Origin of the sequence: Sporosarcina sp. FSL W7-1349 (assembly GCF_038003045.1) — a bacterium.
Lineage (GTDB): Bacteria > Bacillota > Bacilli > Bacillales_A > Planococcaceae > Sporosarcina.
Map to the genome: position 1 here is coordinate 2,277,241 of NZ_JBBOOK010000001.1, position 25,463 is coordinate 2,302,703.

Here is a 25,463-nt window from a genome sequence, read left to right on the forward strand (position 1 = left end):
TTCAGTGTTCGATCTTCTTTTGTAATACACGGAGAAAACGTTCCGGTTCATCCACCCGAATCGCTGCGCTCGTATACGTTTTTTCCATACCCATGAACAACGTCGCCCGAAGCGGCCGTTTAAAATGAAGGACAAACTGTGGCTTCAATTCTTCGAAATCCTTGGCGATGAATTGAATCAACCCTTTTTGCCCCAGATTATATGACTGGGCGGCCTCCCCTTCCACGATAACGGCGATCTCCTCATACGGAATTTCCATACGCTTGCCTAGTCCGAGAGATATCCGCATTTTATTCTCCGCCAATTCGAGCGGATTGAGGCGGACCACTTGTATCTCGGCAATAAAATACAGAACTGTGTAGACATTGAGCAGGATCAATACAATGGAAAGAAGGACCGATTTGTCATGAAAGAACCAGTGGAGACCTACCGTCTCGATGATAATCGCATGGATCAGCATGACATAAAACGCAAGCAGACTCGTCTTCCGGTGGAGATAGAATTTGGACTCCCCCAAGGGTGGTGCTTGTTTCCAAGAGGCGATGGCATAGTAGAACATCACCGATTCGGCTGCAATCACGGAAATCAATGGATGGGCGGATACCTTTTCTTTCACTATGGTCGGAAAGGCAAATAACCCGGTGGCAGAGGACTTTTTCATGTCCCGTAAAATGGCCGGCATATGTTTGACAAGCAGGAAAATCAATCCGATTTCCGCAAGCAGAATACCGCCTTCTAACGCGATGGCTGCATACGGGACAAATCGGAACGGTTCGAAGTACGATGCCGGAATGATGAAACGGGCAGCCACAAGACCGAGCACCATGAAGGTGATGAACCGCTTCACAGTAAACCCTTTCTTCCGAGTCATCGCCAAGATGAGCAACGGCGCAATGATTGCCAAATCGAGGAGTGAGCCGAAGACCACTCCTGTCGCATAGGCAGGGGCCGGCACGACGTCAGGCAGGCGATAGATCAGGTAATTACTGATAAGGGTGAAAGCAAGCAAAACACCGAAAATCCATTGCTTGGATCGCATGCGTGTGAGAACCATAGGAACGCCTCCTTTTCTTTTAGTGTATCAAAAGGGAAGTGAGCGGGAACTTATGGATTTGACGATTTGGTGGATAAAAAAGACAAGAAGGGAAAGTCCCTCCTTGTCTTATTTTCCAAATTTGACAGCTGCGATAATTAGCATGATCCAACCGACGATAAACGCGACGCCGCCAATCGGAGTGATGGCGCCAAGTACACCGATTCCCGATAGGCTAAGCACATATAAGCTTCCCGAAAAGATGATGATCCCGGCCAAGATCAGATACCCGGCCCATGACAGGGACGTCGATGGACCGAATAAGGAAGAACTCATCAAAATACCGATCGCAAGCAATCCGATCGCGTGGAACATTTGATATTGCACCGCAGTCTCCCAGATGGCCAAATACCGTTCCGACAACCGCTCTTTCAGCGCATGCGCACCAAACGCTCCAAGCGCAACGGCAATGGCGGCATTGACAGCCCCCGCAATAATGAAAAATGGCATTCTGTTCCCTTCTTTCTCTCCATTGTACTTACCAGTTTATCCGATTTCCGAGTGGGGAAAGATGACGATTTCGGCACGATTTAAAACGGTGTCGCGGATTGGCGGGGATAATCGTCAAATTGATTGGTATATCCGTCACTTTTGCAAGGATATCCGTCAAGTTCACAAATTTATTCATTAGAAATCAAAGATGGAGCCCCCATTGGCATCCTCTTCCTCCAACACTTTCGCTTCAAATGAAGTGATCGGCATAGCCGGTGCCTCTGGCTTCGCATCCCCGCCGAGCACGACCTCGCAAAGCGACCGAATGGCGGCCAATGATTCCCGGACCGTCCGTTCATCCCCCGCCCGCTTCGCTAGTTGCAGTTGCCGCTCCATCTCGGCAAATAGTTGTTGTTGTGAAATCATCGGCTTCACTCCCTCTTTTTCGGTTCGAATTTCATACACTCCATACCGGAGGACCGTTGGACGACGGCGGACGGCAGCTCCCTCGTCTTGAATCCGTATGCCTTACATCCCCGCGGATGTTTCGGCTCCCACGTCACGTAGAAGTTTCGGCATCGAAAGCAATTCACAGCCACACGCATCCCCCCTTTATTCAATACAACTATAGCTTTCCACCGCCAAGTTTTGCAAGACACGCCTATTATTTGGGTTGAATGAAGGGTAGGTTGGGAGATGAGCGAGGGTATGGGGGTGGGAATTGAGTCATCAGCGGTTGGAAGCGGGTTATCAGCGGTCAGCGTCGAGTTATCAACACTGTCGCAAGGTATCAGCACTGCCGCCAAGGTATCAGCACGAGCCCAATCGAGTAGGAGGGAGTGATTAGCTCCCGACCTCTCACACCACCGTACGTACGGTTCCGTATACGGCGGTTCAATAACTTAAGTATCGACGCTCATACAAGTGATTCAGGTCTTTCAGACCCCACTTGGTGAGCGTTTCTGCTTTGATTGCTTTATGTAGAGTTTCGCTTTTGGAGACTCTCCAATATCCCTTTCGGGAATTTGATACTTTCCAAGCTTCTTCATGTAAAATTCCCAGCCTTCGTAACTGACGGTATTTTGTCCATATCTTCTTCCAACGTTTCCATATCAGTTGACGTAACCGATGGTTCAGCCATTGTGCCATGGATTTGATAAAACTTTTCATAAAGCCAATTCCATAGTAGTTTATCCAACCTATTGTCACTTGGTTGATTTCTTTGGCAATCTCGTCAAAGCGGCCCGGGCGATTCCGTTTGGTGATTTTCTTTAATTTTGATTTGAATCGACTTTTTGCGGAGTGATGTGGTCTACAACCCACACCTTTAGATGTGGAATGGAGGCAGAAACCGAGGAACTTGAGTTTGACCGGAGAACCCACCTTGCTCTTTTCTTGGTTCACTGTCAGCTTCAAATCATGTTCAAGGAACTTTGTAATGCTTTCCAAAACACGTTCCCCTGCTCGCCTGCTTTTCACGTATATGCAGAAATCATCCGCAAATCGTACGAATTTATGCCCCCGTCTTTCAAGTTCCCTATCTAATTGATTCAAATAGACATTGCTAAGAATCGGGGAGAGTACGCCACCTTGCGGAGCACCTTCTTCTGTTGGACTGATAAGTCCATCTTCAAGGATGCCACTCTTTAGAAACTTCCATATCAACTTTAGGACAATCTTGTCGTTTATGAACTCTTTTAGATATTCCATCAGCTTCTGATGATTAATGGTGTCGAAGTAGCTTTTTAAATCACAATCGACTACCACTCTATAACCTTGTTCATAATATGTGATGGATTGCTTAATGGCTTGATGCTGATTCCGTTTTGGACGAAAACCATAGCTCCTCTCCGAAAAATGAGGGTCAATGATTTTACCAATCACCTGATAGATGGCTTGTTGAACCATTCGATCCCGTACACACGGTATGCCGAGTTTTCGCATTGACCCATCTAACTTTGGAATTTCAACACGTTTTACTGGCAGTGGTTCGTACGAACCGTCTTTCAGCTTTCTAATAAGTTGGGTTCGGTATTTGGCTACATGACCTAAAAGTTCATCTACTGTCATTTCATCGACACCCGGCGCCCCTTTATTTGCCTTCACTTTCTTACAAGCGTTAAAGAGGTTGTTGATGTCGACTACTTTATCAATCAAATCGATACCATCCTGTCGCTCCATTTCTGTAAAGACAGGACTGCACGCTCCCGCATATTCTTCGGTTTCCAACCTATCCCTTTGCGGCCAGCCATCTGCCGATGTTTTCTGTGGTCTTTGCACTGTCTTTACCTCCATTTCATTTCAGGATTATTATTGTTCAGCCCTTCGTCCTTATGGACTACTATGGCTTCTGCTGACTTCTTACAGTTCAACCTGCCATCACTGACGGATTTGTTCCTGTGGAATATTCCATCCCTCTTGTCGGGAACCCCTGTAAGACCTCCCCGGGTAAGAGCTATAACCTTCCTCCCATGTAACCGCTGCATTTACTGTATGGAACTCGGGCAGTATTGGACTTTGTTTTGTACGGCAAACTCGTCCGTTCCAATTCAGCCTCATATGCAGTTTCTGTCCGTCGGTTCGGGATTTTGCCGCCGGCTTCCTTCAGATTCCACCTCACGGTGGACACCCTTGCCTTAAGCTAACAGTTCCTACTGCCAAGCCTGTAGTGGACTTTCACCACCAAGTTATAGCCCATGCCGGGCACACCGTAAAAAGGGGCGCCCCAACCAAGGAGCGCCCCTTTCTTTTATTCAAAACGATTCACCTGACACCAGTCGATTGGCTTTTCATTCCACGACTTCAGGACTTGATTGGTTCCGGAGTAGGGGCGGCTGCCGAAGAAGCCACGGCTGGCGCTGAGTGGACTCGGGTGTACGGATTCGATGACCGCATTCCGGGTCGTGTCGATAAGTTTTTTCTTTTGTTGCGCGGGACGTCCCCAAAGGATGAACACCACCGGCTCTTCCCGCACGGACAATTGGCGGATCACCTCGTCCGTGAAAGGTTCCCACCCTTGCCCCCGGTGGGAGTGGGCATTGCCTTCCCGCACGGTCAACACCGTGTTCAGCATCAGGACGCCTTGGCGTGCCCATCCCGTCAATGTCCCCTCTTTGGGGATGGCACATCCGATATCCGTCGATAACTCTTTGAACAAATTTCGCAAGCTCGGTGGCAATGGAACGCCCGGTTGTACGGAAAAGCTCAAGCCGTGCGCCTGCCCTGGCCCGTGATAAGGATCTTGTCCCAAAATGACGACTTTCACTTTTTCAAAAGGGGTTAATTTGAAAGCTGTCCACAGATCATCCATCGCCGGATAGATGGTTTCCTTGCTGTACTCCACCTTCAAAAATTCCCGGAGCTGTTGGTAATACGGCTTCTGGAATTCATGCTTCAGCACGTCATCCCAGTCATTGCCGAATATTTTCTTCTCCATCGCGCAATCACTCCTTGACCTTAATCGTCACATCATAGCCGGTGAATGAAAACATGTCCTCCAATGTCCGTTCCGCTTGATGCTGCGCGGTTTGCAGGATGCCCTGCCCGCTCGCCTCCTCGACAATGAGTTTTTTCGCTTCCGCAGCCAGTTCGTATGCTTCCTCGATATTCGCTTTTTCCCGGAAGACCCCCTCATAGGAATACACTTCGACCTGGTCGAAAAAAAGTTCAGCTCCTCCTAAGAAAGTAGCGGGCGGAACCGCCAGTTCGATCGTCTTCTGTTCTTCATTTACCACTATATCTTTCTCTGTCAAACCTGCTAGGTCCACTCCGGCTTTGACGGACCCCGGGATGATGACTAATAGTTGCCGTTTCGTCCCCGGCACATTCAAGCCGATATCTTGTCCGAACAGCTGGTTGTCCCGCCGTTCGATAATCACTTTTGTATAGACTTCAGCCGTCGTGAGCTGTTGAAGTTCTTGTATCCGTTCCAGGAACACGCCTTTTTCCTCTGTTGCCGTCGACCCCATCTTGAGGAAATGAAACGTGATGAATGGCAAAGCCAATAATAGGGCTAAAATGAGAAGTCCGATGAGGATAAATGATTTTCGCCAGACGGAAAAGAATAGTTTTCCGACTTTCCAGAAAGGAATTTTTTTGCGCGATCCAATTTCATCAACTGTGACAGCGGATTCTTTCTGGGAAGCCCGAACTTCCTGCAGCAGCTTTTCAATTTCATCCAATTTCTTATCTTTCGCCATGCCATCCCTCCTAGTCTCGTAATTCGACAATATCTTATACGTTTAGACTAACGGAAAGTTTCCTACCCTACAACTGATTGGCCAATGTTCGACAATTGTAATTCCTCTTTACTTTCATTAAGATTGAGATACATTCATTCCAAACTAAAGGAGATTTATGATGACATTGAAAAAGACATTGACCATTGCAGGTTCTGATACATCAGGTGGAGCAGGGATCCAAGCTGACTTGAAAACATTCCAAGAGCACGGAACGTACGGCATGACGGCATTGACCGTCGTCGTGACGATGGACCCTGATAACAACTGGAGCCACTCCGTGTACTCCCTCCCGATCGATATTTTGAAAGCGCAAATTAAGACCGCCCTTTCCACAGGCATCGATGCCATCAAAACGGGGATGTTGAGTACAGAAGAAGTCATCCAAACGGCAGGCGAAGCCATTGCGGAATCCGGTCTCGATCATGTGGTGATCGATCCCGTCATGGTCTGTAAAGGCGAGGATGAAGTATTGAATCCGGGAACAGTCGATGCCATGGTAACCTATTTGCTACCGAAAGCCGAAATCGTCACACCTAACTTGTTCGAAGCAGGCCAACTGGCGGGAATGAAAACCCCTTCGACAATCGAGCAAATGAAATCGGTCGCGGAAAAAATTCATTCCCTCGGCGCGCGCAACGTCGTCATCAAAGGCGGCAAACAGCTGCAGCATGACAAAGCTGCCGACCTGTTTTATGACGGGGAAACCTTCACACTGCTCGAAGCCGAAAAGACGGACACGCATTATAACCACGGGGCGGGCTGCACATTCGCCGCCGCAATCACAGCCAATCTGGCAAACGGCATGGGCGTAAAGGAAGCGGTCGTGGAAGCGAAAGAATTTGTCACCGCTGCCATTGCACACGGTTGGAGACTGAATGAATATGTCGGCCCCGTCATGCACGGTGCCAAAACTAAATTTGGTGCACCGGAAATTACGTTGACTGAAGTGTAAGTGGATGCCAGGAGATGCAGAAGTCTCCTGGTTTTTTATTGAGGAGGCTGAGAATGAACCTGAATCAACAAGCGATTCAATTGCTGGAAGCGAATCAGTATGACGAGGCATTGGAGTTATTCCAAGAAGCGGTTCGCCGGTCGCGGGATGTTCAGTCGTTGACAAATTTGGCATGGATTTATTGCCATGAGGAAGACGAATTCGAAAAAGCGTTGGGACTTGCCGAAGAGGCAGTGGGGCTGAAGCCATCCTCGCATTTCCCCTATTATTTGCAGGGTGAATTGTATGGCCGGCTTGAAAGATGGGAGGAAGCAAAGAGCGCTTGGGAGCAAGCTTTGGCCATTCATGAATCCAAAACGACATGGCATAATTTGGCGGTCGCTTCATATGAACTTGGCAAAACAGCAGAAGCTTCCAAGCAATTCAGGTGCGCGGCCGGAAAGTCGGACACGGCGCTTTATGGACATGCGAAATGCTTGGCAGATCTCGGCGAGCGGAACGCAGCCAAGCAGGTGCTCGCTACGTTCGCAGATGAGGACGATGATTTCGTCGGCGAAGTGGAGGTGGCAGACCTTTACGTTGAAATCGGGGCTTACGAAGAGGCAGTCTACTGGTTCGCCAAGGGGTGGGACAACTATTGGAAACAACCGTGTTGGGTCGGCCGCTACGTCTTCGCCTTGCGGGAACTCGGACGTACGCGAATAGCGGAGGACGTATTGAAGGAAGCAAGACAACTGAAAGAGGTGGAGTGGCAAGAGTCCGTGGAAGAAGATTGCGATGAAGACTGGACGCCGCGCGACAAAGTGGAAAATCTTGAGCGATTGCGAGATGACATGAAACTTTATGAGGAAATCTCTGACGGCTACGTCCCTGCATTGGAATTCGGGACCTACCTCGAGACCGCCTGCTACCTATTTGGCTGCGCTCGGCATGGGCATCCGGAATATCAGGGGTAAGCGTGCACGGTTGTTGGACAATCCGACACTTTGGTTGGACATCTCGGGCGTTTGAATGGACAACTCCCAGGATTGGTTGTAATTCCCGGCCCTATCGCACTGCCCATCTGTCCCCTTTCCCCGTCGAAGCAAGGATATCGCATTCAACTCTCTTTTTCTATATACTGAAGAGAAGCAGTTCTGTAGCAAGAAGGAGGATAATCCATGGAGCAAGTTAAACCGGAGCATTTGCAGGAATTGATTGATTCCTTTGCGAATAAAGAGGTCTACATCCATTTGGAAACGACCAATGGTTCCTATGCGTCCCATTTCAATGAAGGCTTTTTTAACGCAGGCGCGTTTATTCGCAATGTGGTGGTGAAATATGAATTAGGGAAAGTCGCGGGGGATTCGCCGCACCGCATCGGCTTGAAACTTCCGTCGGGCTGGATCTACGCTCAAGGGATTACCCATTATACGTTGGATGAGCATGATCGGCTGCTGATGGCCGGCCTGGATGGTGAAGGAAAGTTAGCGGTCGCTCTTGAAATCAGCGAGACGCCGTTCACTTATTAAGGAGGGACTGTAATGATAAAAAAAGAACGCCATGTGCTGGTCGTCTTCCCGCATCCCGACGACGAAGCTTTCGGGGTATCCGGCACCATTTCTACATATCGGGAGATGGGGGTTCCCGTCACCTATGCCTGTCTCACTCTAGGCGAAATGGGGCGGAACTTGGGCAATCCACCGTTTGCGAACCGGGAGACATTGCCACAGATCCGGAAGGAAGAACTCCTGAAAGCTTGTGAAGCGATGGGATTGGACGATTTGCGCATGATGGGCCTTCGGGATAAGACGATTGAATTCGAGGATGACGACAAAATGGTCCAGCTTGTCACCGATTTGATCGACGAAACGAATCCGTCCCTCGTCATTTCGTTCTTCCCGGGATTGTCCGTCCACCCGGATCATGATGCAACCGCACGCGCCGTAGTTCGGGCCATTCGCAAAATGCCGGAAGCAGAACGTCCGACGCTTTATACAAAGGCTTTTGCCAATAACACAATCGAGATACTCGGGGAACCGGATGTCATTCATGATATAACCCCGGTTTCCGAGAAAAAAATCGCAACGTTAAAATCTCACGCCTCCCAAACGATTTGGCTGCTTCAAGAAATGGAAGAGAAATGGGCAGCACAAGATCCAGAAGCCATCCAATGGCTGACGAAGGAACAGTTTTATACGTATCGTTGGGATAAGGATTTTGAATAAACCTGAATTGCCTACGGTATTTATCGATATATAAAGGACATCCACCGGCAGGATACAAAAGTTGACACCTTCATTTTTTGCAGGGTGCACAGAAATACTGCAATCAATCAACCCCTTCGCTCTTCGATTGATTGCAGTATTTTTTATTTATATATAAAATGAACCTCTGCCAAAAACTACCGCCCCTCATTTCTATAAAATGAGCAACATTAAAGGTAAATCGGATCCTCGCTGTCCAAGACATGGTATTTTTTAATTTAACTGAAGAATACAACTTACTTGTAACCTCTTTACAGATGGTCCAAAAACGATTAGTGTATATTTATTCACGATTTTGTATTACTAAAAGGAGTTGAGATTGTGAAGAAATTCAGTTTATCCACTTGGCTGTTATTCCTCGTGCCTTCCATTCTCGGGGTCGTCCTTTTCATGATTCCGCTGAAGTTCGAAAGCGGCTGGAAAGTTCCGATTGCCAAGTTTGCAGATATATTATCCGTTGCCCTGGAACCGACAATGCCGATGACCGCCATGATTGTTATCGTCATCGCTGCTCTCGGTTCGTTGCTGTTTCTCTTTAAACGAAGCGACGGCGCGAAGCCTTCCTTTATAATGAGTCTATTTAAAGTGTCGCCTTTTTGGACCGTCACTCGCATACTGGGTGCCGTATTTGCTGTCATGGTCACCTTCCAAATCGGACCGGAAGCTGTTTGGAATGAAAACACCGGAGGCTTGTTATTGGCGCCGGACGGACTTGTCTCATTCTTATTCACCATTTTCCTTTTTGCCGGTTTGCTTTTGCCATTGCTTCTGAATTTCGGGTTGCTCGAATTTTTCGGGACGATGATGGTGAAAATCATGCGGCCTTTATTCAAACTGCCAGGCCGTTCTTCGATTGATGCGCTCGCTTCTTGGATTGGAGATGGCACGATTGGCGTCCTGTTGACAAGCAAACAATATGAGGATGGCCATTATACGAAAAAGGAAGCCGCAATCATTGCGACGACTTTCTCGGTCGTATCCATCACATTTTCCCTTGTCATCATCGGCACGGTCGGTTTGGACGACTATTTCTTGCCGTTCTATGGAACGGTCCTCCTGACGGGGTTCATCCTCGCCTTGATCATGCCGCGGATCTATCCGCTAGCCGGAAAACGTTCGGAGTATATTGACGGCCGGCCTTTCACAGGCAATGACGAGAAATTGCCTGAAGGCTATAACGTCCTCAGCCATGGGTTGGAAAACGCGCTGAATACGGCGAAGAAAAACCGTTCCTTCGGACAAGTCATCGGAGATGGCTTCCGGAATGTGCTGGATATGTGGTTCGGTGTGGCTCCGATCGTTATGGCTTTTGGTACGGTCGCCCTGATCATCGCTGAGTATACGAGTGTTTTTACGATTCTCGGAAAACCATTCGAACCGATCCTTGCCGTTCTCGGATTACCGCAAGCGGCGGAAGCGGCACCGATGATGGTTGTCGGGATCACAGATATGTTTTTGCCCGTCATTTTGGCGGACGGTGTGATTACAGAACCGATGACGCTCTTCGTCATTGCGACCGTTTCCGTTGTACAATTAATCTATATGTCCGAAGTCGGTGGACTGATCTTAGGGACGAAAATTCCGTTAAATATCCTGGATCTCGTTGTCATTTTCCTTCTTCGTACATTGATTTCTCTGCCGATCATCGCAGGAGTTGCCCATCTTTTATTTTAATACAATTCAAGCACCCCGCACGGAGCCGTTCCGTACGGGGTGCTTTCATTCTTCCTCCACCAACAAGGCCAATTTCTCATGTAGCACATCTTGCTGAATGGCGGAGTCCATATCTTGGATCATCTTGTTTCTTGCTTGTGCATAGGCCTGCATGTATCCGTCGGCATCCATTATTTTTTCCTGGTATGCTTCCCGGATCGTGCCAATCTTCTCTTCCGCTTCTTCATCGTCCGTACACATTTTCACCAGGTCCAGCAGTTCATCGCCTGGACGCTCGGGATCATAGGCATGGGGTTTCGTCGCATCGAACAGGCATATCGATAATTCCGGGAATTGGACCAAATCAATACCCGATGGATCGAGTCCGCACCATCCATATAAAACATCGAATCCCCGTTTTTCGGCTTCCGCCCCAAGCGCCCGCATTAAAGTCGATTTCCCCGTTCCCGGCAATCCTTTGATGAGCAGCCGGCGCTCTGACGCATGCGTGATGGACGGGATGTAATCGTGGGCACCGCCATTCGACGTCATGGAGCCGATCAAGCGATGGGAGACGGACGATTTTTTATTCAACCGGATTGTTCCGAACAGCTCCTCTTTCAACGAAGCAATTGTTTGCACGTGGAGGTCCCATATCATCCTGCCGATATTAACCGTTTCCCATTCATCATGGATTTTTTTCGCTTCCCCCAAGGCGTTCATGGCTTTTTCCAGCGCCGTTTCCGCTTCGCCTCGATTGCCCGCGATTGTTTCGTTCATTTCCCGCAGTTTGGCTTCCTCATACATATCATAGAGGCTGATCACCCGATGCCGGCCACCGAGGTCTGTCGGTTCCAAGGCGACGGGATGCGATGCCTGAAGGTAGAAAAGGTTCGGTCCTTTTATGAAGATGGCATCCGTTTTATCCAACTGGATCGGATCCATGAATCGATCGATGTCGTATCCCCGTTTGATAAAGTGCATGGCGGTTTCATTCAGAGCAGTTGAAATGGTATTCGTTGGAGGGCATTTCAAAAATACCGTCTCCGCAGCTTCCGTCATCAATTTATCATATTTATGCGAAATCCCAAGTCCCGTATAGGCTGTCCCCATGTATTGCGTTACCGTTCCGTATATGCCGACCATCCTTTCTGTACGTTCGCTTATCTTATGCCCGGAACACGAAAAAAAGCACGGCTTGTCTGCCCGTGCTTTCGCTTATTTCAATAATACCTGCTGATCTTCTTCCTTAATGATTCTTAACAATAATTTCTGGCATTGCGGCAAAGCGATTTGGATGATCTGTCCGCTTAGCAGCGCAATCAACACAGTCCCGACGCCAACCGGGCCTCCTAGCAGCCAGCCGATAATTCCGGCCAGTACCTCGATGCCTGTCCGGATCACTTTGATGCTGATTCCCCATTTTTTTGCGAGGATGAGCATCAGGCTGTCCCGCGGGCCTGCTCCCATATTCGGGGATACGTAGATGCCGACACCATAGGAGAGCACCACGACTCCGATTACGTAGATGATCGTTTGCCCCCAAAGTGTGCTGAATTCGGGCAGCAGCCAATTGAACAGGTCAATGAACAGCCCGAGGAGGACCATATTGATCCACGTGCCGATTTTCGGCCATTGTTTCATGACGGCTGCTGTTGTCAGGACAATGATAAGTCCCGTGAGGATCCCCCACGTTCCGATGGTCAGCCCAAAGTTTCGGTACAGCCCGACGTGCAGAACATCCCATGGGCTGATGCCGAGCCGCTGCCCTTTGATGGTCATTGAAATGCCCAACGACATGACCATCAATCCTGCAAGGAAGAAAATCCATCTCCACAGCAGTATTTTCTTTCTATTTTCCATTCTCATTCTTCTTTCTTTGACTACAGTCGCCCTTTTCTATCATTGTAGCACTTACGACTTCGCTAGGTCTTTGAAACTTGCTCCTGCTACATGGGCCAAGTCCTGTGGGGCGAGTTTCATTTGCAAGCCGGGTTTCCCCGCACTGACGACCATCTGCTCCAGACTTTCTGCGGAGTGGTCAATGAATGTCGGATACTTCTTTTTCATGCCGACGGCGGAACAGCCGCCGCGCACGTAGCCGGTTTCTTTGGTCAAGTCTTTCAGCGGCAGCATATCCAGTTTTTTCACTCCCGCTGCCCGGGCCGCCTTTTTCAAATCCAGTTCCGCCGCAACGGGCAGAAGGAACACGAAAAGTTCCCGCGGTGGGCCTGCCATCGTCACCAATGTCTTATATACGCTATCCGCCGCCTGGCCCGTTTTTTCGGCAACCGATACCCCGTCGAGCAGGCCATCGTCCACTGCGTATTCCATCAATTCATATCCGACCTGCTCCCCTTCGAGGATCCGGACTGCATTTGTTTTGGCATTCTTTTTTTGCTTTGCCATCGATACACATCCTTATAATGAGGTTATCCAGATTCACTGCAAACAAGGATAGATGTTACTTTTGAATATTTATATTCAATGTATCATGTTTCAACGGCATAAGAATAGGGATTGGCATAATACGTTTATGAAATTCGGGGAGGGCCCTTTAGATGACTGGTTCTTTCATTATCGATGGGTATCTTTTAAAGAAAAAAGGTTTAAAAGCCCCGATTCGATCGGACCTTTCAAACCTAATAAAATCATTAATTTTTAAATTCTATTGAGCCTGCATTATGCTTTTTTCTTCTGATGCGTGTTTTGCAGCAGAGGCATGAAAACGATTAAACTTTGATTCTTCAATCACTTGTCCCACTTTAACGGAATTCATAAAATTCCTCTTTTTTTTTTGAAAATGTAATGTAAATGTTCATACTGATCAATATAAAAGATAGTAATAATAAATAGATGGCGCTTTCAAGAAGGATAATTCGAAAACCTATTCATCCCCCTGTATTCAATTATGAAAGCTCTCTATTTTCCACTTTCCTTCCATTTACCTGTACATTGTTATCACTGAGCTTTGTATTTTAATAAATACCATGCGTTTTGTTTATTATGAAGCACCCTCTTTTTCTTTAAAACACGAAGCTTTTTTGAAACAATTGCTCTAAATTGATTTGCTTCTAAGAATTGATTTTCCGCATGGAGATGGTGGCAATAATTTATGATTTTATTTGCACTGGCTCCGGGGTGCTTTTCCAAATAATGAATAACAGTTTCTTCGATATCCATCACTTTTCACCTCGTCAATTCCATTGTTTTGAAACAAGGAAAAGCAGAACTTCTGCAGCAGCATGTTCCGTTTTCCTTGATTTCTATTTAACTAGAGCAAGAATACCGATGTAGGCATTTACTTGGGCCTTCGATTTCAATCGACGTTTTAACCTTGGAAACCAAATCCGAATATAGATCTCTTCTTGATGAACTTATTTCACTTCATAAAATTCAGCAGGTATTGAAGCAAACCGTCTGCGGTGATAGAGCATTGGTTCTTTGTCATTCTTGCTAATGGCTTTCACATTACCAATTAAAATTGTATGGTCTCCCGCTTCAACCACCTTAAATGTTTCGCACTCTAAAACAGCGAAAGTATCCTCAATAATGGGCAATTCGTTTTCTGAAATTTCCCAACTACATTGACTAAAACGGTCTACTCCCTTACTCGCAAATGTACGGCAAAGCTCTTGCTGCTCCCCGGCTAAAATGTGGATTGCAAATTTCCCTCCATTTACAAAGTCATGGAGTGTAGATACACCATGATCGATTGACCACAGAACCATAAGAGGATCTAGAGATACAGAGGCAAATGAGTTTACGGTTAAGCCGATCGGTGTTCCCTCTTCATTTGTTGCTGTTACGATGGTAACTCCCGTTGGATAGTTTCCCATCACTTCTTTAAACAGATCTTGGTTTTCGACTTTAAGCATTATGTTCCCTCCAATTTTTTAGAACCTGTTTTACTATCCATTTAGACATTGCCGTGTACGTTCTGATGAAACTACAACTGTAGGGTTTTCTAAATAGAATTTACTTTGTTAACCTTAGGTGAACTAGGTTGAACATTTGTGATTGTTTTTCATTATACTATTCGTTTTTCATTTGTAAAGAACAAATATCAAAAAATATTAATTATTTAAAACTCCTAAAATAAATAGACTTCTCTCTTTACAAACCCACAACGTATTTGTTATCGTTTAAATTAACATTGAGTGAATATATTTCACCCAATGTTAACAAATAATATATGAGGTGACAGCGACATGAAAATTGGTTATTTTACTTTAACGGACAATCCTATCGAATACGGTGAGACTCGGAAAGACCCGAATCAAATGATCTTAGATTTGGAAGAACAATGTATTTATGCGGAAGAACTTGGATTTCATTCAGTCTGGGTTCCTGAACACCACTTTAGTGCATTAGGTGTTCTTCCTTCGCCCGCTATGTTTTTAACAAGTGTGGCCGCGAAAACAAAGAAAATTAAATTAGCGCCTGCCACTGTCCTGCTTCCAGCTACCCATCCCATCCGTTTGGCTGAAGAATACGCTTTACTCGATTTACTTAGTAATGGCCGGGCTATCTTCTCGGCGGGTCGCGGCTATGATAAACGCGAATATGACGTGTTTGACATCGACTTCAACAAAAGTCGTGAAATCTTTTTTGAAGGGTTGGACATTATTCAAAAAGCTTGGCGTGCAAAAGGCCCGATTTCTCATGAAGGGGAAATCTTCTCGTTCCCAGAAATTCAGCTGACGCCTACGCCGTTACAAGAAAATTTACCAATTTATGTAGCCGCTTTTAGTGAACCTTCTATCCGTAAAGCGGCCGAGATGGGGGAACATGTTATCTTCGCACCATTCGCCGCAAATATGGTATTCGGCACGATGGAAAACGCAATTAATACCTTTAACCGCATTTCCGCAGAAAATGGGTTTTCGAACAGAAAGGCAAGCTGTTCATATTTCATTAATGTCGTGGAAACAAAGGAAGAGGAAGAAGAAACAAAACGCCGTATGTTAAAATACTTCACTGGTCTTGTTCCAGCTTTCCCGGATGACCCGTCTACGGCGCCGCCAAATATTCGCTATTTTGCCGAAATCGTTGATCAGTTAAAAAATATGACTACCGACAGTTTGAGTGATAAGAGCATCATTGTAGGCGATGCTGAATATGTGACTCAAAAACTCAAAGAAATAGAAGCGGCAGGTTTGGATGAAGTCATTCTCTACTTTGATTTTGGCGGGCTTTCACATCAAGACACGATGAAAGCGATGGAGCGCTTTGCGAAACAGGTAATGCCTCATTTTCATCAGGAAGAATCATTAGTTCTTTAATAAGGGCATTCCCATTTGACAAATTATAAAGTTCTATCCGTTTAAAGCGATCAACCAAGCTTTTGAAGATTCTAAGAACAGATAAATAATTTTAAATTACTATGAAAGTCTATTGAAATCAAAAAGCCAGTTTCCCTTCATTGGAAATTGGCTTTTTATTATTTTTGTATAACATCGGATGAATAGGAGGAGTTTTATTATAGATTTGCAATTAGCTGAAAAAAAGCAGAGGTATCGGGAAAGCGATTGCTCGTCACTAGTTCAATAGGGAGTGGATTGCGTAATAATTAGATATGTAATCTGCAAACGACCTTGGGAAAAGCTACGTGGTCATTGTTGGATAATACTGGCCACGACGATGCTAAAATATACGATGCCCTTTGGATCTCCGCTTTGCTTGCGATGACGTACTCCCTCAAGTCTCATGATGTCTTGTGCATCTACATTCCTTTATTTTTTTGCCTAAAAAGAAAACCCACTATATACTTAAATATAGGACGACATTAGCAATTTAATAATGATTAAAGACAATCCAATAAATTTAGTAACACCATTTTTAGTATATAACCTCATATCAAAATGAAATGTAAGGAGATATATCATGACTAACGAAGAATCAAAAAGTAAAGGTATACAATCAATTGAGGTTGGAGTTGACATCTTAAAAAAAATTGCTGAAGCTGATAAACCTCTCACGATTACTGAAATTGCGATCTTATGCGATACATCCAAGAGCAAACTGCATCGGTATTTAACAAGTTTTATTAGAACCGGGATTTTGGAGAAAAGCGAAGATGCAAAATACACTCTCGGATCAGAATTAATCATGCTAGGGTTACGCGCATCCCAGAAGTTAAATATTACTGACGTCGTTGCCCCATATTTAATCGAGTTAAAAGATACATTGAATGAAACAGCGGCGTTGGCGATTTGGGGAGAGGGCGGCCCCTTTTTTATCAGCTGGGAAGAAAGCAATAAACCCATCAATATCGGAATCAAAGTGGGCTCCCGTGTTAGTGTCATTCAAAGTGCCTCAGGCCGTGTATTTGCCACCTACTTGCCCAACCATTTGACGGCCGAACAAATTAACCGGGAATTAAACAAATGCTCTATAAGCGTAGATCAATTTCAAGAGAATTTAAACACCATACGCGAGAAAGAGTACTCCTATGTAATCAGCAACATCATTCCCGGTATTAGCGCAATAGCTGCGCCAATTTTTGACCATTCCTCTCAAGTGATTGCTGTGCTTACTGTGGTAGGTCTTGAAAACTCTCTTGACGTATCGGAAAACTCTGAAGCCGTCAAACTTTTAAAAGAAAAAACAACTGAAATATCCCGGCTTTTAGGCGCACCGATCGGCACTTTGCAACGTAAAGACCTCGCTTAACTCAAACTGCAGACAACGCTTTGCTCCAATTCAAAAGGCCGCCTGTGCAGGCGGCCTTTCATAATCCTTTATGCAGTTCTAGAAAAGCTTGGCCATTCAATGGCATAGCCGTTTTGCCGGGCTTCCGCTTGCATCGAATAAGCGGAAATGGCTTGCTGGTAGCGTTTCTGCATCAAGAAAAATTCACGTTCTTCAGCAGAGGGAAGCTCCGTTGTCGGAATATTGGTTGCCGACGTCTCTTGCTGGGCAGCATGGTGTTCCAACTCGGTTCGGATGCGATCTTGGATGGCAATTTGCGCTTCCGTCTGCCGTATTTTAGCAGATGCGGCGGCGGCCAACTGATAGTCCGCTGTAGTCGGTTCCGGTTCGGCAGCGAGCGCATCCGCCCGCACGCCTCGCCAGAGATCCACCGTTTCTTCCAATGTTTTTCCAAGTGGAAGGGCAATCTGCTTCATTTGGCCCGCATCGAGCTGTCGGATTTCCGGCTTGACATCCGGCTCGCTTGCAGGCTCCTTGTCTCCAACCAATAATGCTTCCAATTCTTCGATCGTTTTTTGATGGCGCCCATTGTATTGGACGTTCCGGTCATACGCCGTTTCGGCATTGCGTCGACGAATGGCCTCATAGCGCTGGATTTGATCACCACCGGCCTGTGTCAAAACGGCATTCATGGAATTTCACCTCCGCAAGGTTATTTTCGCAAAATACTAGTAATTTGATTATACCTGTATTGTATTTGTAATAAACCCGTCAAAAGCTTCAAAATATCGCAGTTCCTCTTGGATACCTTTCCCCGTAAATTTCCCTAGAAACAGGAGTTTGTATCCAATCCATCCCTTATTTATCGAATTTCAATGCATCTGCCATTCCGTATTCACCGGCTCTTCTGGTTTCTTTAACTATTTTGTGCACCCCGCTTGTCGGCTTTCGAAAAAGAGCAATGCTTCAGGTAAACCCCTATTACTATTCTTCACCACCTACTACAGAGGCTGGGCCGAAAATCGTCGTCTTTGAAATAATTTTAGCCATTTCACTTGGTGATTCCTTCAAGCCGGTGTCTAACCATTCTTGAAGAACTCCGAGATGGGCCGAAGCTATATATGAACTTAAATATTCTGCGGGAACCAACGTTTGATTGCCTATTAAGCCTGACAAATAAATATTTTTTATTAGCTTTTTCAGTTTTACTTGAAAGGTTAAATTACCAGTCGGTCCCAGCAACGCTTGCATGATAGCGGCATTTAATGCCACATATTCAAACAGACGCAAAACCCGTTCTTCTGTTTCTTGAACTTTACTGGAGTGCAGTATTGCTTTTCTTACCAATCCACCAATATTTTCCACTTCATTTAAAATTTCTTGTTCGGTTTTTTCTATCAAATCATACTTGTCTTGATAATGAAGATAAAAAGTTCCCCTGCTAATATCTGCTTTTGTAGTAATATCAGCTACCGTTATTTCCTCAATGCTTTTCTCATTTAATAATTTTATTAGAACCGTTCGAATCAACTTTTTTGAGCGAGGAATCCGTCTAGCAATGTTTTGTTCATTTGACATGTAACTTCCACTCCCTATCGTTCGATTAATATGTCCCCGATCCTTCCAAACAAGTCAAAACATGAACAATATTCAGATATCTGTTCATAAATTAACGCTTTGCCGTATTCTGATTATTGTTTAATTTAACAACAATACTATAATCAATCTAAATCAATATTGTGTTTGTAAACAATATAGTGTGAAAAACACTTTTTGTAAATGAACATATTTTGATTTTTGGAATTTTTGGAAGGGGGAATCATTTATGATTAGCGAAAACAAAATCATAACTGAGGGATATTCTACATTTCTGCTAGAAAGCGGAAATAAAGAAAATGAAACTATTATTTTATTGCATGGCGGTGGTCCAGGTGCTTCGGCAGCATCCAATTGGCAAGATTTTATTCCAGGATTAACAGATCAATTTCATGTGTTAGCTCCAGATCTTTTGGGTTATGGAAAGACAGATCATCCTGAAGATATGCCAAAAAGTCTAAGAGGCTGGATGCGACTCAGAGTTAATCAAGTTTTAAGTATGATGGACCAATATGAAATAAAAAGTGCGCATATTGTAGGTAATTCAATGGGTGGTTCTCTGGCAATGCATTTACTTATGACCGCGCCTAACCGATTTAATCGAATTTCGTTAATGGGAAGTGCGGGTGGAAAAGCCGAGCCAACCCAAGAAGTTGAACGAATGGTTAACTTTTATAAAGATCCATCCATCAGTGCGCTTGAAAACCTGACGAAATGGTTTGTTTATGATGAATCTATTTTACAGGAAAAAGTAGATTCAATTATTAAAGATCGTTATGAAGAATTGATGCGTCCCGAAGTCCGAAGATCTTTCGAAAGTTTCTTTTCTTCCTCGCCTGCTGAAATGGCTATACCACCTTCAGCTCTCAGGCGAATGGAGCACCCAATCCTTATCACACACGGACGAGAAGATCGCTTTGTAACACCGGATTCCAGCGTGTATCTGAATCAGCATATCCCGAATTCCCAACTTCATATTTTTAATCACTGTGGACATTGGATTCAAATTGAAAAAAGGGATAGTTATTTACAATTGCTAAAGGGCTTTCTCAATGAAAAATTTTAACAAAGGCCTTGCAAAAAACTTTGAAAGTGGGGATGCAAATGTATATTCCGGAAATAGCCAAGTTGGGTCATGTTTCATTAGTAACTCCAAACTTGGAAAAATCACTTTGGTTCTTTCATGAGGTCATTGGATTAGAAATTACCGAGCGATCGAGCGACACAATCTACTTGCGTGCCAATAATGAGCTAGAGCACCATAGCCTTGTGTTAAAAGCCGGTGACCGACCATACATGGACCATGTCGGCTGGCGTGTAAAGCGACCTGAAGACGTGGAAGGTTTCGCTAAAATCTTAACGGACTCCGGTGTCAAGGTTAATTCATTAAAGGAAGGATATGAAAAGGGTCAAGGGAACGCGATCCGTTTTCAAATGCCGACGGGCCATAATTTTGAATTGTACTATGACGTAGAAAAACCTTTACCTCCTGAAGCTGACCGTTCTGTTTTAAAAAACCAAGTCTATAAATCATGGAATAGAGGGATTGCTCCACGCCGGATTGACCACGTCAACCTCTGGACTTCTCACAATCCAGCTGATGCACATGCTTGGTTGGCAGAACAGCTCGGATTTAAGATGCGTGAATATGTAAAATTGGATAATGGTCATGTAGCTGGCGGATGGATGAGTGTGACGCCATTAGTTCATGATGTTGCAGTCATGGCCGCTCCAAATGCTCCGACTCCGGCAAGATTACATCACGTTGCTTATTGGCTAGATAATGCACAGGATGTGTTGAGAGCATGCGATATACTTCGGGAAAATGGTATTACCCCAGACCAAGGTCCTGGAAAGCATGGGGTAAGCCAGGCATTCTTTACCTACGTACAAGACCCGGGAAGTGGCCACCGTGTTGAATTATTTAGCAATGGATACTTAATCTTTGATCCTGATTGGGAACCAGTTGAATGGAATGAAGAGGAATTGGCATTAGGTTTGACTATGTGGGGACCTACTGATTATGTACCTCACCGTGATAATCACGTCATGGATCAAACAACCGAGGCATAAACCATAAATCTCAAAAAATGGAGGCGATTTTTATGACGGAAGTACGTTTGGATTTACGTTCGCCGCTAACTGGAAGCGAATACATGGAATCATTGAAGGATGGAAGAAATGTTTATATTTATGGAGAGAAAGTGAAGGATGTTACCACACATCCCGCTTTCAGAAATTCTGTGAGAAGTGTGGCCAAACTATACGATGCATTACATGATCCGGCGTATCAAGAGAAACTCACAACGGAAACCGATACTGGTTCCGGCGGTTTTACCCACAAATTTTTTCGGGCAAGCCGCAGTCAGCAAGAGCTTGTAGAAGCGAGAGATTCGATTGCGGAATGGAATCGGCTAAGCTATGGATATATGGGTCGAACTCCAGATTTCAAGGCAACATTTCTCGCAGGTTTAGGCGATACACCCGAATATTTTGGAGAGTACAGGAAAAACGCCGAATTTTGGTATAAGGAATCACAAGAAAAAGTATGGTTCTTCAATCATGCAATTGTCAATCCCCCGGTAGATCGGAACAAACCAGTGCACGAAAACGATATTAATATCCGAGCAGTGAAAGAAACAGACAAAGGAATTGTTGTCAATGGTGCGAAGATGGTTGCAACTGGTAGTATGCTCACGAATTATACCTTTGTAGCTCAATTTCAGCCTGTTCAAAAAGAGGAATATGCACTAGCCTTTTTCGTTGATATGAATGCCGAAGGATTAAAGATCATTTCCCGTCCTTCCTACGAAATGGCAGCAGCTAAAACGGGATCACCTTTTGATTACCCATTATCAAGCCGCTACGATGAAAACGATGCCATTCTTGTATTTGATAATGTATTAATCCCATGGGAAAACGTAATTGTATATAGAGACGTCGAAAAATCAAATAATTTCCTTCCTGCTACGGGCTATATAAACAGAGCTATGCTTCAGGCAAGTACAAGAATGGGTGTTAAACTTGATTTTGTATCAGGTTTGCTGATGAAAGCCGTTGAAGCCGCCGGTACGAATACATTCCGAGGCGTACAAGCCCAAGTTGGAGAAGTACTGGCTTGGAGACAAATTTTCTGGTCAATGTCGACAGCGATGATAAGTGAGCCGAATATTTCTTCGGGCGGTGTATACTTGCCTAATATTAATGTAGCAACTACCTCACGCATTATGAATGCCATTGCATGGCCTCGGGTTAAGGATATTATTCAACAAGTAGTAGCCGGCGGGCTAATCGTGCAGCCGTCGAGCGCGGAAGACTTTAGCCACCCTGATCTAAGACCGTATTTGGACAAATTCTATCGAGGGTCAAATGGCTATGATGCCGTTGAACGAAATAAATTAATTAAACTACTTTGGGATGCGATGGGCAGTGAGTTTGGCAGTCGCCATGAGCTTTATGAACGAAACTACTCCGGAAATCATGAGGCGGTTCGTATGGACGTCTATAATTTTGCCAACCAATCCCCGCTTGGAGATAGCTTAAAAGAGTTTGTTGAAACATGTATGAACGATTATGACTTGAACGGCTGGAAAGATAGTACATGGATCAATAATGATGATGTCAGTTCAAAAAAGTTTTAAGATAGCTTTAATTTTTACGGACTCTTTTTAAGGGTCCGTAAAAACTGTTTTGTATGCATTACTTAAAAGTACACCGGAAATAATTTTCAAAAGGGAGTTTATAATGTCGAAGTTAAAAGTAGCTATTTTAGGCTCTGGCAATATTGGTACCGACTTAATGAAAAAAATTCAACGTTCGCCTACTCTAGAGTTGACAGCGGTAATCGGAATTGATCCTGATTCTGATGGTTTGCGTATGGCAAGAGATTCCGGTTTCCAAACCATTGATACAGGACTGGATGGATTTTTAGAGACACCGGAGCTTGCAGATGTTATTTTTGATGCGACGAGTGCTTATGCCCATATAAAGCATGCGGAACAAGTACAAGCTTTTGGAAAGCGAATGATTGATCTTACCCCCGCTGCAATCGGCCCATTAACCGTCCCTACTGTGAATCTCCACGATCATTTAGACACAGACAATGTCAATATGGTTACTTGTGGCGGACAGGCAACGATTCCAATGATTCATGCAGTATCTGAATTATATGATATAGAGTATGCAGAAATTGTAGCTACAATCGCCAGCAAAAGTGCTGGACCGGCTACTCGGGCAAATATTGATGAATTTATCGCTACGACATCCCGTGCAATTGAAGTGGTCGGTGGTGCGAAAAGTGGTAAGACCATTCTTATTTTAAACCCGGCTGAGCCGCCTATTATGATGAACGATACGATTCATTTGACAGTAAGGCAAGAGATATCAGATGAAGATGCGTTATACACTGCTCTTAAAAAAACAGAACGCGCAGTGCAGCAGTACGTGCCCGGGTATCGTTTAAAAGCTAGCCCGTATATAGAAGGAAATCGAATTTCAATTTTCCTTGAAGTTGCCGGTGCAGCGGATTACTTACCTGCTTACGCTGGAAATCTGGATATTATTACAGCTGCTGCTGTTAAAATTGCCGAGGAATGGGCAAAGTCAGATTCTATCATGAGTAGGAGGTAACAGCGATGAAACGTGATGTCATTATTACAGAGGTAGCCTTACGTGACGGGAGTCATGCCATGCGCCATCAATTTACTGTCGATCAAGTAAAGCGTTCGGTGCATGGCTTAGATGAGGCAAATATTCCGTATATCGAGGTCGCACACGGAGATGGCTTAGGAGGATCTACCATTCAATATGGGCAGTCCTTAACTAATGAATTTGAATTAATTGAAGCGGCTGTAGAAACAGCGAAAAAGGCAAAAATTGCGGTACTTTCATTACCAGGTATAGCAACAAAACAAGAAATTAAGCAAGCTGCTCAGCTAGGTGTTTCTATGTTACGGGTGGCAACGCATGTAACAGAGGCCGATGTATCCTTACAGCATTTACATTTAGGAAAAGAGTTAGGACTGGAAACAGTCGGTTTTCTTATGATGTCGCATATGGCTGATCCGATTAAAATCGTTGAACAGGCGAAAATAATGGAAAAGGGCGGCGCGGATGTAGTTTATATCGTGGACTCCGCAGGTGCTTTATTACCCAATCAAGTAGCTGATCGTGTCCGGGCACTTAAACAGGAAATTGGTGTACCAATCGGATTCCATGCACATAACAATTTATCTTTGGCAGTGGCTAACTCGTTGGCTGCCATTCAGGAAGGTGCTAAACGTATCGATGGAAGTATTCGATGCTTGGGTGCGGGTGCCGGGAATACACAGACAGAAGTGCTTGTCAGTGTATTGGATAAAATGGGTATTCAAACAGGAATTGATTTATACAAAATTATGGATGTGGCAGAAGAAATTATAGCACCAATTTTACCGCAGCCTCAAGAGATCACTCGGGGCAGTTTAGTACTTGGCTATGCAGGGGTATACTCTAGTTTCCTGCTTCATGCTCAAAAAGCGGCTGAACGATTTGGAGTTGATTCACGTGATATTTTAATTGAAATTGGTAAGCGAAAAGCAGTAGGCGGACAAGAAGATATAATTTTAGAGGTTGCAGCTGATTTGAAGGCATATTCAAATGACTAACACTAAAGAGATGCTTCTAACATTAGGAAGCCTAATCTTGAAAGGAGTGCATGCTTATCATGACGAATGCTTCAATAGAAAAGGCTACTCTATTATTAGACGAGGCTTATCAAGATCATAAGGAAATCGAAGCTCTTTCCTCAACAATTCCAAATCTGTCTATTGAGGATGCGTATTCAATACAACTGCACAGAATCCAAGTTGCTGTAGATCAAGGCAGTATTATAACGGGGAAAAAAATCGGTTTAACCTCGTTAGCTATGCAAAGTTTACTTGGTGTAGATCAACCTGACTATGGCCATTTACTGGCATCAATGGAAATCCCGAACGGAGGGGCAGTAAGTTTAAGAACGTTATTCCAGCCAAAGATTGAAGGCGAAATAGCCTTTGTATTAAAAGAAGATTTAGCTGGTCCCAACGTGACGATCGAACAGGTAATGCGTGCAACAGATTACGTTGTACCCGCAATTGAAATTATAGATAGTAGAATAAAAGATTGGAAAATCAATCTGATCGACACCGTGGCGGATAACGCATCATGTGGTTTATATGTCCTCGGTTCCAATAAGGTCACTATCAACGAAATTGATTTAAAAAGTGTAACAATGCAACTGTTAAAAAATAACGAAATCGTGAATGAAGGCAAAGGTACTGACGTGTTGGGTGATCCCGCGTTGTGTGTAGCTTGGCTTGCTAATAAATTATACGAATATGGTGTCTCATTAAAAGCCGGTGAGGTCATTTTATCTGGAGCACTATCTACTGCAGTTGTGGCGGAGCCCGGGGATACATTTGTTGCTAAATTCTCAACATTGGGCGAAGCTACTGTGCAATTTTCAAAATAGGAATTTTAAATCATCTGTTGGATATTTGAAATTGAACCATCCATCAAAGTACTGTGCGTAGACCTGTCGAGATAGATAAAATATCTCGACAGGTCTACGTAATTTG

Annotated in this window: 27 protein-coding genes; 13 read left to right on the forward strand and 14 right to left on the reverse strand. The window is 44.7% G+C overall.

Annotation, left to right across the window (positions count from 1 at the left end):
* Nucleotide 1 precedes the first annotated feature (1 nt).
* From MKY41_RS11065 to MKY41_RS11095, 7 genes are all read right to left on the reverse strand, one after another.
* Nucleotides 2-1,054 (reverse strand): beta-carotene 15,15'-monooxygenase, encoded by a 1,053-nt coding sequence (locus MKY41_RS11065; RefSeq protein WP_340745062.1) that lies wholly within the window; start codon nucleotides 1,052-1,054, stop codon nucleotides 2-4.
* A gap of 108 nt (nucleotides 1,055-1,162) precedes the next feature.
* Nucleotides 1,163-1,543, reverse strand: coding sequence for a DUF423 domain-containing protein (locus MKY41_RS11070; RefSeq protein ID WP_340745063.1), 381 nt, complete (start codon nucleotides 1,541-1,543; stop codon nucleotides 1,163-1,165).
* A 177-nt stretch (nucleotides 1,544-1,720) separates the two neighbouring features.
* Complete coding sequence (locus MKY41_RS11075; RefSeq protein ID WP_340745064.1) at nucleotides 1,721-1,951, reverse strand: YwdI family protein; 231 nt, start codon at nucleotides 1,949-1,951, stop codon at nucleotides 1,721-1,723.
* A 5-nt stretch (nucleotides 1,952-1,956) separates the two neighbouring features.
* Nucleotides 1,957-2,130: a uracil-DNA glycosylase gene (locus tag MKY41_RS11080; protein WP_445683307.1), complete on the reverse strand. Its 174-nt coding sequence runs from the start codon at nucleotides 2,128-2,130 to the stop codon at nucleotides 1,957-1,959.
* A 289-nt stretch (nucleotides 2,131-2,419) separates the two neighbouring features.
* A complete protein-coding gene (gene ltrA / locus MKY41_RS11085) occupies nucleotides 2,420-3,706 on the reverse strand; it encodes a group II intron reverse transcriptase/maturase (protein ID WP_340745601.1) in 1,287 nt (428 codons plus the stop codon).
* A gap of 568 nt (nucleotides 3,707-4,274) precedes the next feature.
* The gene (locus MKY41_RS11090) at nucleotides 4,275-4,961 is read right to left on the reverse strand and encodes a uracil-DNA glycosylase (RefSeq protein ID WP_340745066.1); all 687 of its coding nucleotides are present in this window, start codon (nucleotides 4,959-4,961) and stop codon (nucleotides 4,275-4,277) included.
* 7 nt (nucleotides 4,962-4,968) lie between these two features.
* Nucleotides 4,969-5,724 carry a DUF4230 domain-containing protein gene (locus MKY41_RS11095; protein ID WP_340745067.1) on the reverse strand — a complete coding sequence of 252 codons (756 nt, stop codon included), beginning with the start codon at nucleotides 5,722-5,724 and terminating at the stop codon, nucleotides 4,969-4,971.
* A 160-nt stretch (nucleotides 5,725-5,884) separates the two neighbouring features.
* On the opposite strand from MKY41_RS11095, the gene thiD reads away from it, so the two are divergent.
* From thiD to MKY41_RS11120, 5 genes are all read left to right on the forward strand, one after another.
* A complete protein-coding gene (thiD, locus tag MKY41_RS11100) occupies nucleotides 5,885-6,718 on the forward strand; it encodes a bifunctional hydroxymethylpyrimidine kinase/phosphomethylpyrimidine kinase (RefSeq protein WP_340745068.1) in 834 nt (277 codons plus the stop codon).
* 53 nt (nucleotides 6,719-6,771) lie between these two features.
* Entirely contained in the window at nucleotides 6,772-7,674 is a 903-nt protein-coding gene (locus MKY41_RS11105) for a tetratricopeptide repeat protein (RefSeq protein ID WP_340745069.1), read from the forward strand.
* A 204-nt stretch (nucleotides 7,675-7,878) separates the two neighbouring features.
* Nucleotides 7,879-8,229: a YojF family protein gene (locus tag MKY41_RS11110; protein ID WP_340745070.1), complete on the forward strand. Its 351-nt coding sequence runs from the start codon at nucleotides 7,879-7,881 to the stop codon at nucleotides 8,227-8,229.
* Nucleotides 8,230-8,241: 12 nt separating this feature from the next.
* Nucleotides 8,242-8,925 carry a bacillithiol biosynthesis deacetylase BshB2 gene (gene bshB2 / locus MKY41_RS11115; RefSeq protein ID WP_340745071.1) on the forward strand — a complete coding sequence of 228 codons (684 nt, stop codon included), beginning with the start codon at nucleotides 8,242-8,244 and terminating at the stop codon, nucleotides 8,923-8,925.
* A gap of 360 nt (nucleotides 8,926-9,285) precedes the next feature.
* Entirely contained in the window at nucleotides 9,286-10,638 is a 1,353-nt protein-coding gene (locus MKY41_RS11120; protein ID WP_340745072.1) for a YjiH family protein, read from the forward strand.
* Nucleotides 10,639-10,683: 45 nt separating this feature from the next.
* Here MKY41_RS11120 and MKY41_RS11125 read toward each other — a convergent pair whose 3' ends face one another.
* The 5 genes from MKY41_RS11125 to MKY41_RS11145 form a co-directional block, all read right to left on the reverse strand.
* A complete protein-coding gene (locus MKY41_RS11125) occupies nucleotides 10,684-11,730 on the reverse strand; it encodes a hypothetical protein (RefSeq protein WP_340745073.1) in 1,047 nt (348 codons plus the stop codon).
* Nucleotides 11,731-11,835: 105 nt separating this feature from the next.
* Entirely contained in the window at nucleotides 11,836-12,480 is a 645-nt protein-coding gene (locus tag MKY41_RS11130; protein ID WP_445683308.1) for a YczE/YyaS/YitT family protein, read from the reverse strand.
* Nucleotides 12,481-12,531: 51 nt separating this feature from the next.
* Complete coding sequence (gene ybaK, locus MKY41_RS11135) at nucleotides 12,532-13,026, reverse strand: Cys-tRNA(Pro) deacylase (protein ID WP_340745075.1); 495 nt, start codon at nucleotides 13,024-13,026, stop codon at nucleotides 12,532-12,534.
* Nucleotides 13,027-13,578: 552 nt separating this feature from the next.
* A complete protein-coding gene (locus MKY41_RS11140; protein WP_340745076.1) occupies nucleotides 13,579-13,800 on the reverse strand; it encodes a hypothetical protein in 222 nt (73 codons plus the stop codon).
* 194 nt (nucleotides 13,801-13,994) lie between these two features.
* The gene (locus MKY41_RS11145; RefSeq protein WP_340745077.1) at nucleotides 13,995-14,495 is read right to left on the reverse strand and encodes a flavin reductase family protein; all 501 of its coding nucleotides are present in this window, start codon (nucleotides 14,493-14,495) and stop codon (nucleotides 13,995-13,997) included.
* 333 nt (nucleotides 14,496-14,828) lie between these two features.
* Between MKY41_RS11145 and MKY41_RS11150 the strand changes: the two genes are divergently transcribed.
* Together MKY41_RS11150 and MKY41_RS11155 are read left to right on the forward strand one after the other, a co-directional pair.
* On the forward strand, nucleotides 14,829-15,902 hold the full coding sequence (locus MKY41_RS11150) for an LLM class flavin-dependent oxidoreductase (RefSeq protein WP_340745078.1): 1,074 nt from the start codon (nucleotides 14,829-14,831) through the stop codon (nucleotides 15,900-15,902).
* A gap of 601 nt (nucleotides 15,903-16,503) precedes the next feature.
* Complete coding sequence (locus MKY41_RS11155) at nucleotides 16,504-17,292, forward strand: IclR family transcriptional regulator (RefSeq protein WP_340745079.1); 789 nt, start codon at nucleotides 16,504-16,506, stop codon at nucleotides 17,290-17,292.
* A gap of 68 nt (nucleotides 17,293-17,360) precedes the next feature.
* Here the strand turns inward: MKY41_RS11155 and MKY41_RS11160 are convergent, their stop codons facing one another.
* Both MKY41_RS11160 and MKY41_RS11165 read right to left on the reverse strand, forming a co-directional pair.
* Nucleotides 17,361-17,963: a hypothetical protein gene (locus MKY41_RS11160; protein WP_340745080.1), complete on the reverse strand. Its 603-nt coding sequence runs from the start codon at nucleotides 17,961-17,963 to the stop codon at nucleotides 17,361-17,363.
* Between the two features lie 292 nt (nucleotides 17,964-18,255).
* Nucleotides 18,256-18,849 (reverse strand): TetR/AcrR family transcriptional regulator, encoded by a 594-nt coding sequence (locus MKY41_RS11165; RefSeq protein WP_340745081.1) that lies wholly within the window; start codon nucleotides 18,847-18,849, stop codon nucleotides 18,256-18,258.
* Nucleotides 18,850-19,096: 247 nt separating this feature from the next.
* On the opposite strand from MKY41_RS11165, the gene MKY41_RS11170 reads away from it, so the two are divergent.
* The 6 genes from MKY41_RS11170 to MKY41_RS11195 all read left to right on the forward strand — a co-directional run bounded on the left by MKY41_RS11170 (nucleotide 19,097) and on the right by MKY41_RS11195 (nucleotide 25,357).
* Nucleotides 19,097-19,933: an alpha/beta fold hydrolase gene (locus MKY41_RS11170; protein ID WP_340745082.1), complete on the forward strand. Its 837-nt coding sequence runs from the start codon at nucleotides 19,097-19,099 to the stop codon at nucleotides 19,931-19,933.
* Between the two features lie 38 nt (nucleotides 19,934-19,971).
* Nucleotides 19,972-20,940, forward strand: coding sequence for a VOC family protein (locus MKY41_RS11175; RefSeq protein ID WP_340745083.1), 969 nt, complete (start codon nucleotides 19,972-19,974; stop codon nucleotides 20,938-20,940).
* A gap of 32 nt (nucleotides 20,941-20,972) precedes the next feature.
* Nucleotides 20,973-22,508, forward strand: coding sequence for a 4-hydroxyphenylacetate 3-hydroxylase family protein (locus MKY41_RS11180; protein WP_340745084.1), 1,536 nt, complete (start codon nucleotides 20,973-20,975; stop codon nucleotides 22,506-22,508).
* 103 nt (nucleotides 22,509-22,611) lie between these two features.
* Nucleotides 22,612-23,496, forward strand: a complete 885-nt coding sequence (locus MKY41_RS11185) for an acetaldehyde dehydrogenase (acetylating) (protein WP_340745085.1) — start codon at nucleotides 22,612-22,614, stop codon at nucleotides 23,494-23,496.
* 5 nt (nucleotides 23,497-23,501) lie between these two features.
* A complete protein-coding gene (gene dmpG / locus MKY41_RS11190; RefSeq protein WP_340745086.1) occupies nucleotides 23,502-24,512 on the forward strand; it encodes a 4-hydroxy-2-oxovalerate aldolase in 1,011 nt (336 codons plus the stop codon).
* Between the two features lie 59 nt (nucleotides 24,513-24,571).
* Complete coding sequence (locus tag MKY41_RS11195) at nucleotides 24,572-25,357, forward strand: 2-keto-4-pentenoate hydratase (RefSeq protein WP_340745087.1); 786 nt, start codon at nucleotides 24,572-24,574, stop codon at nucleotides 25,355-25,357.
* Nucleotides 25,358-25,463: the final 106 nt, after the last annotated feature.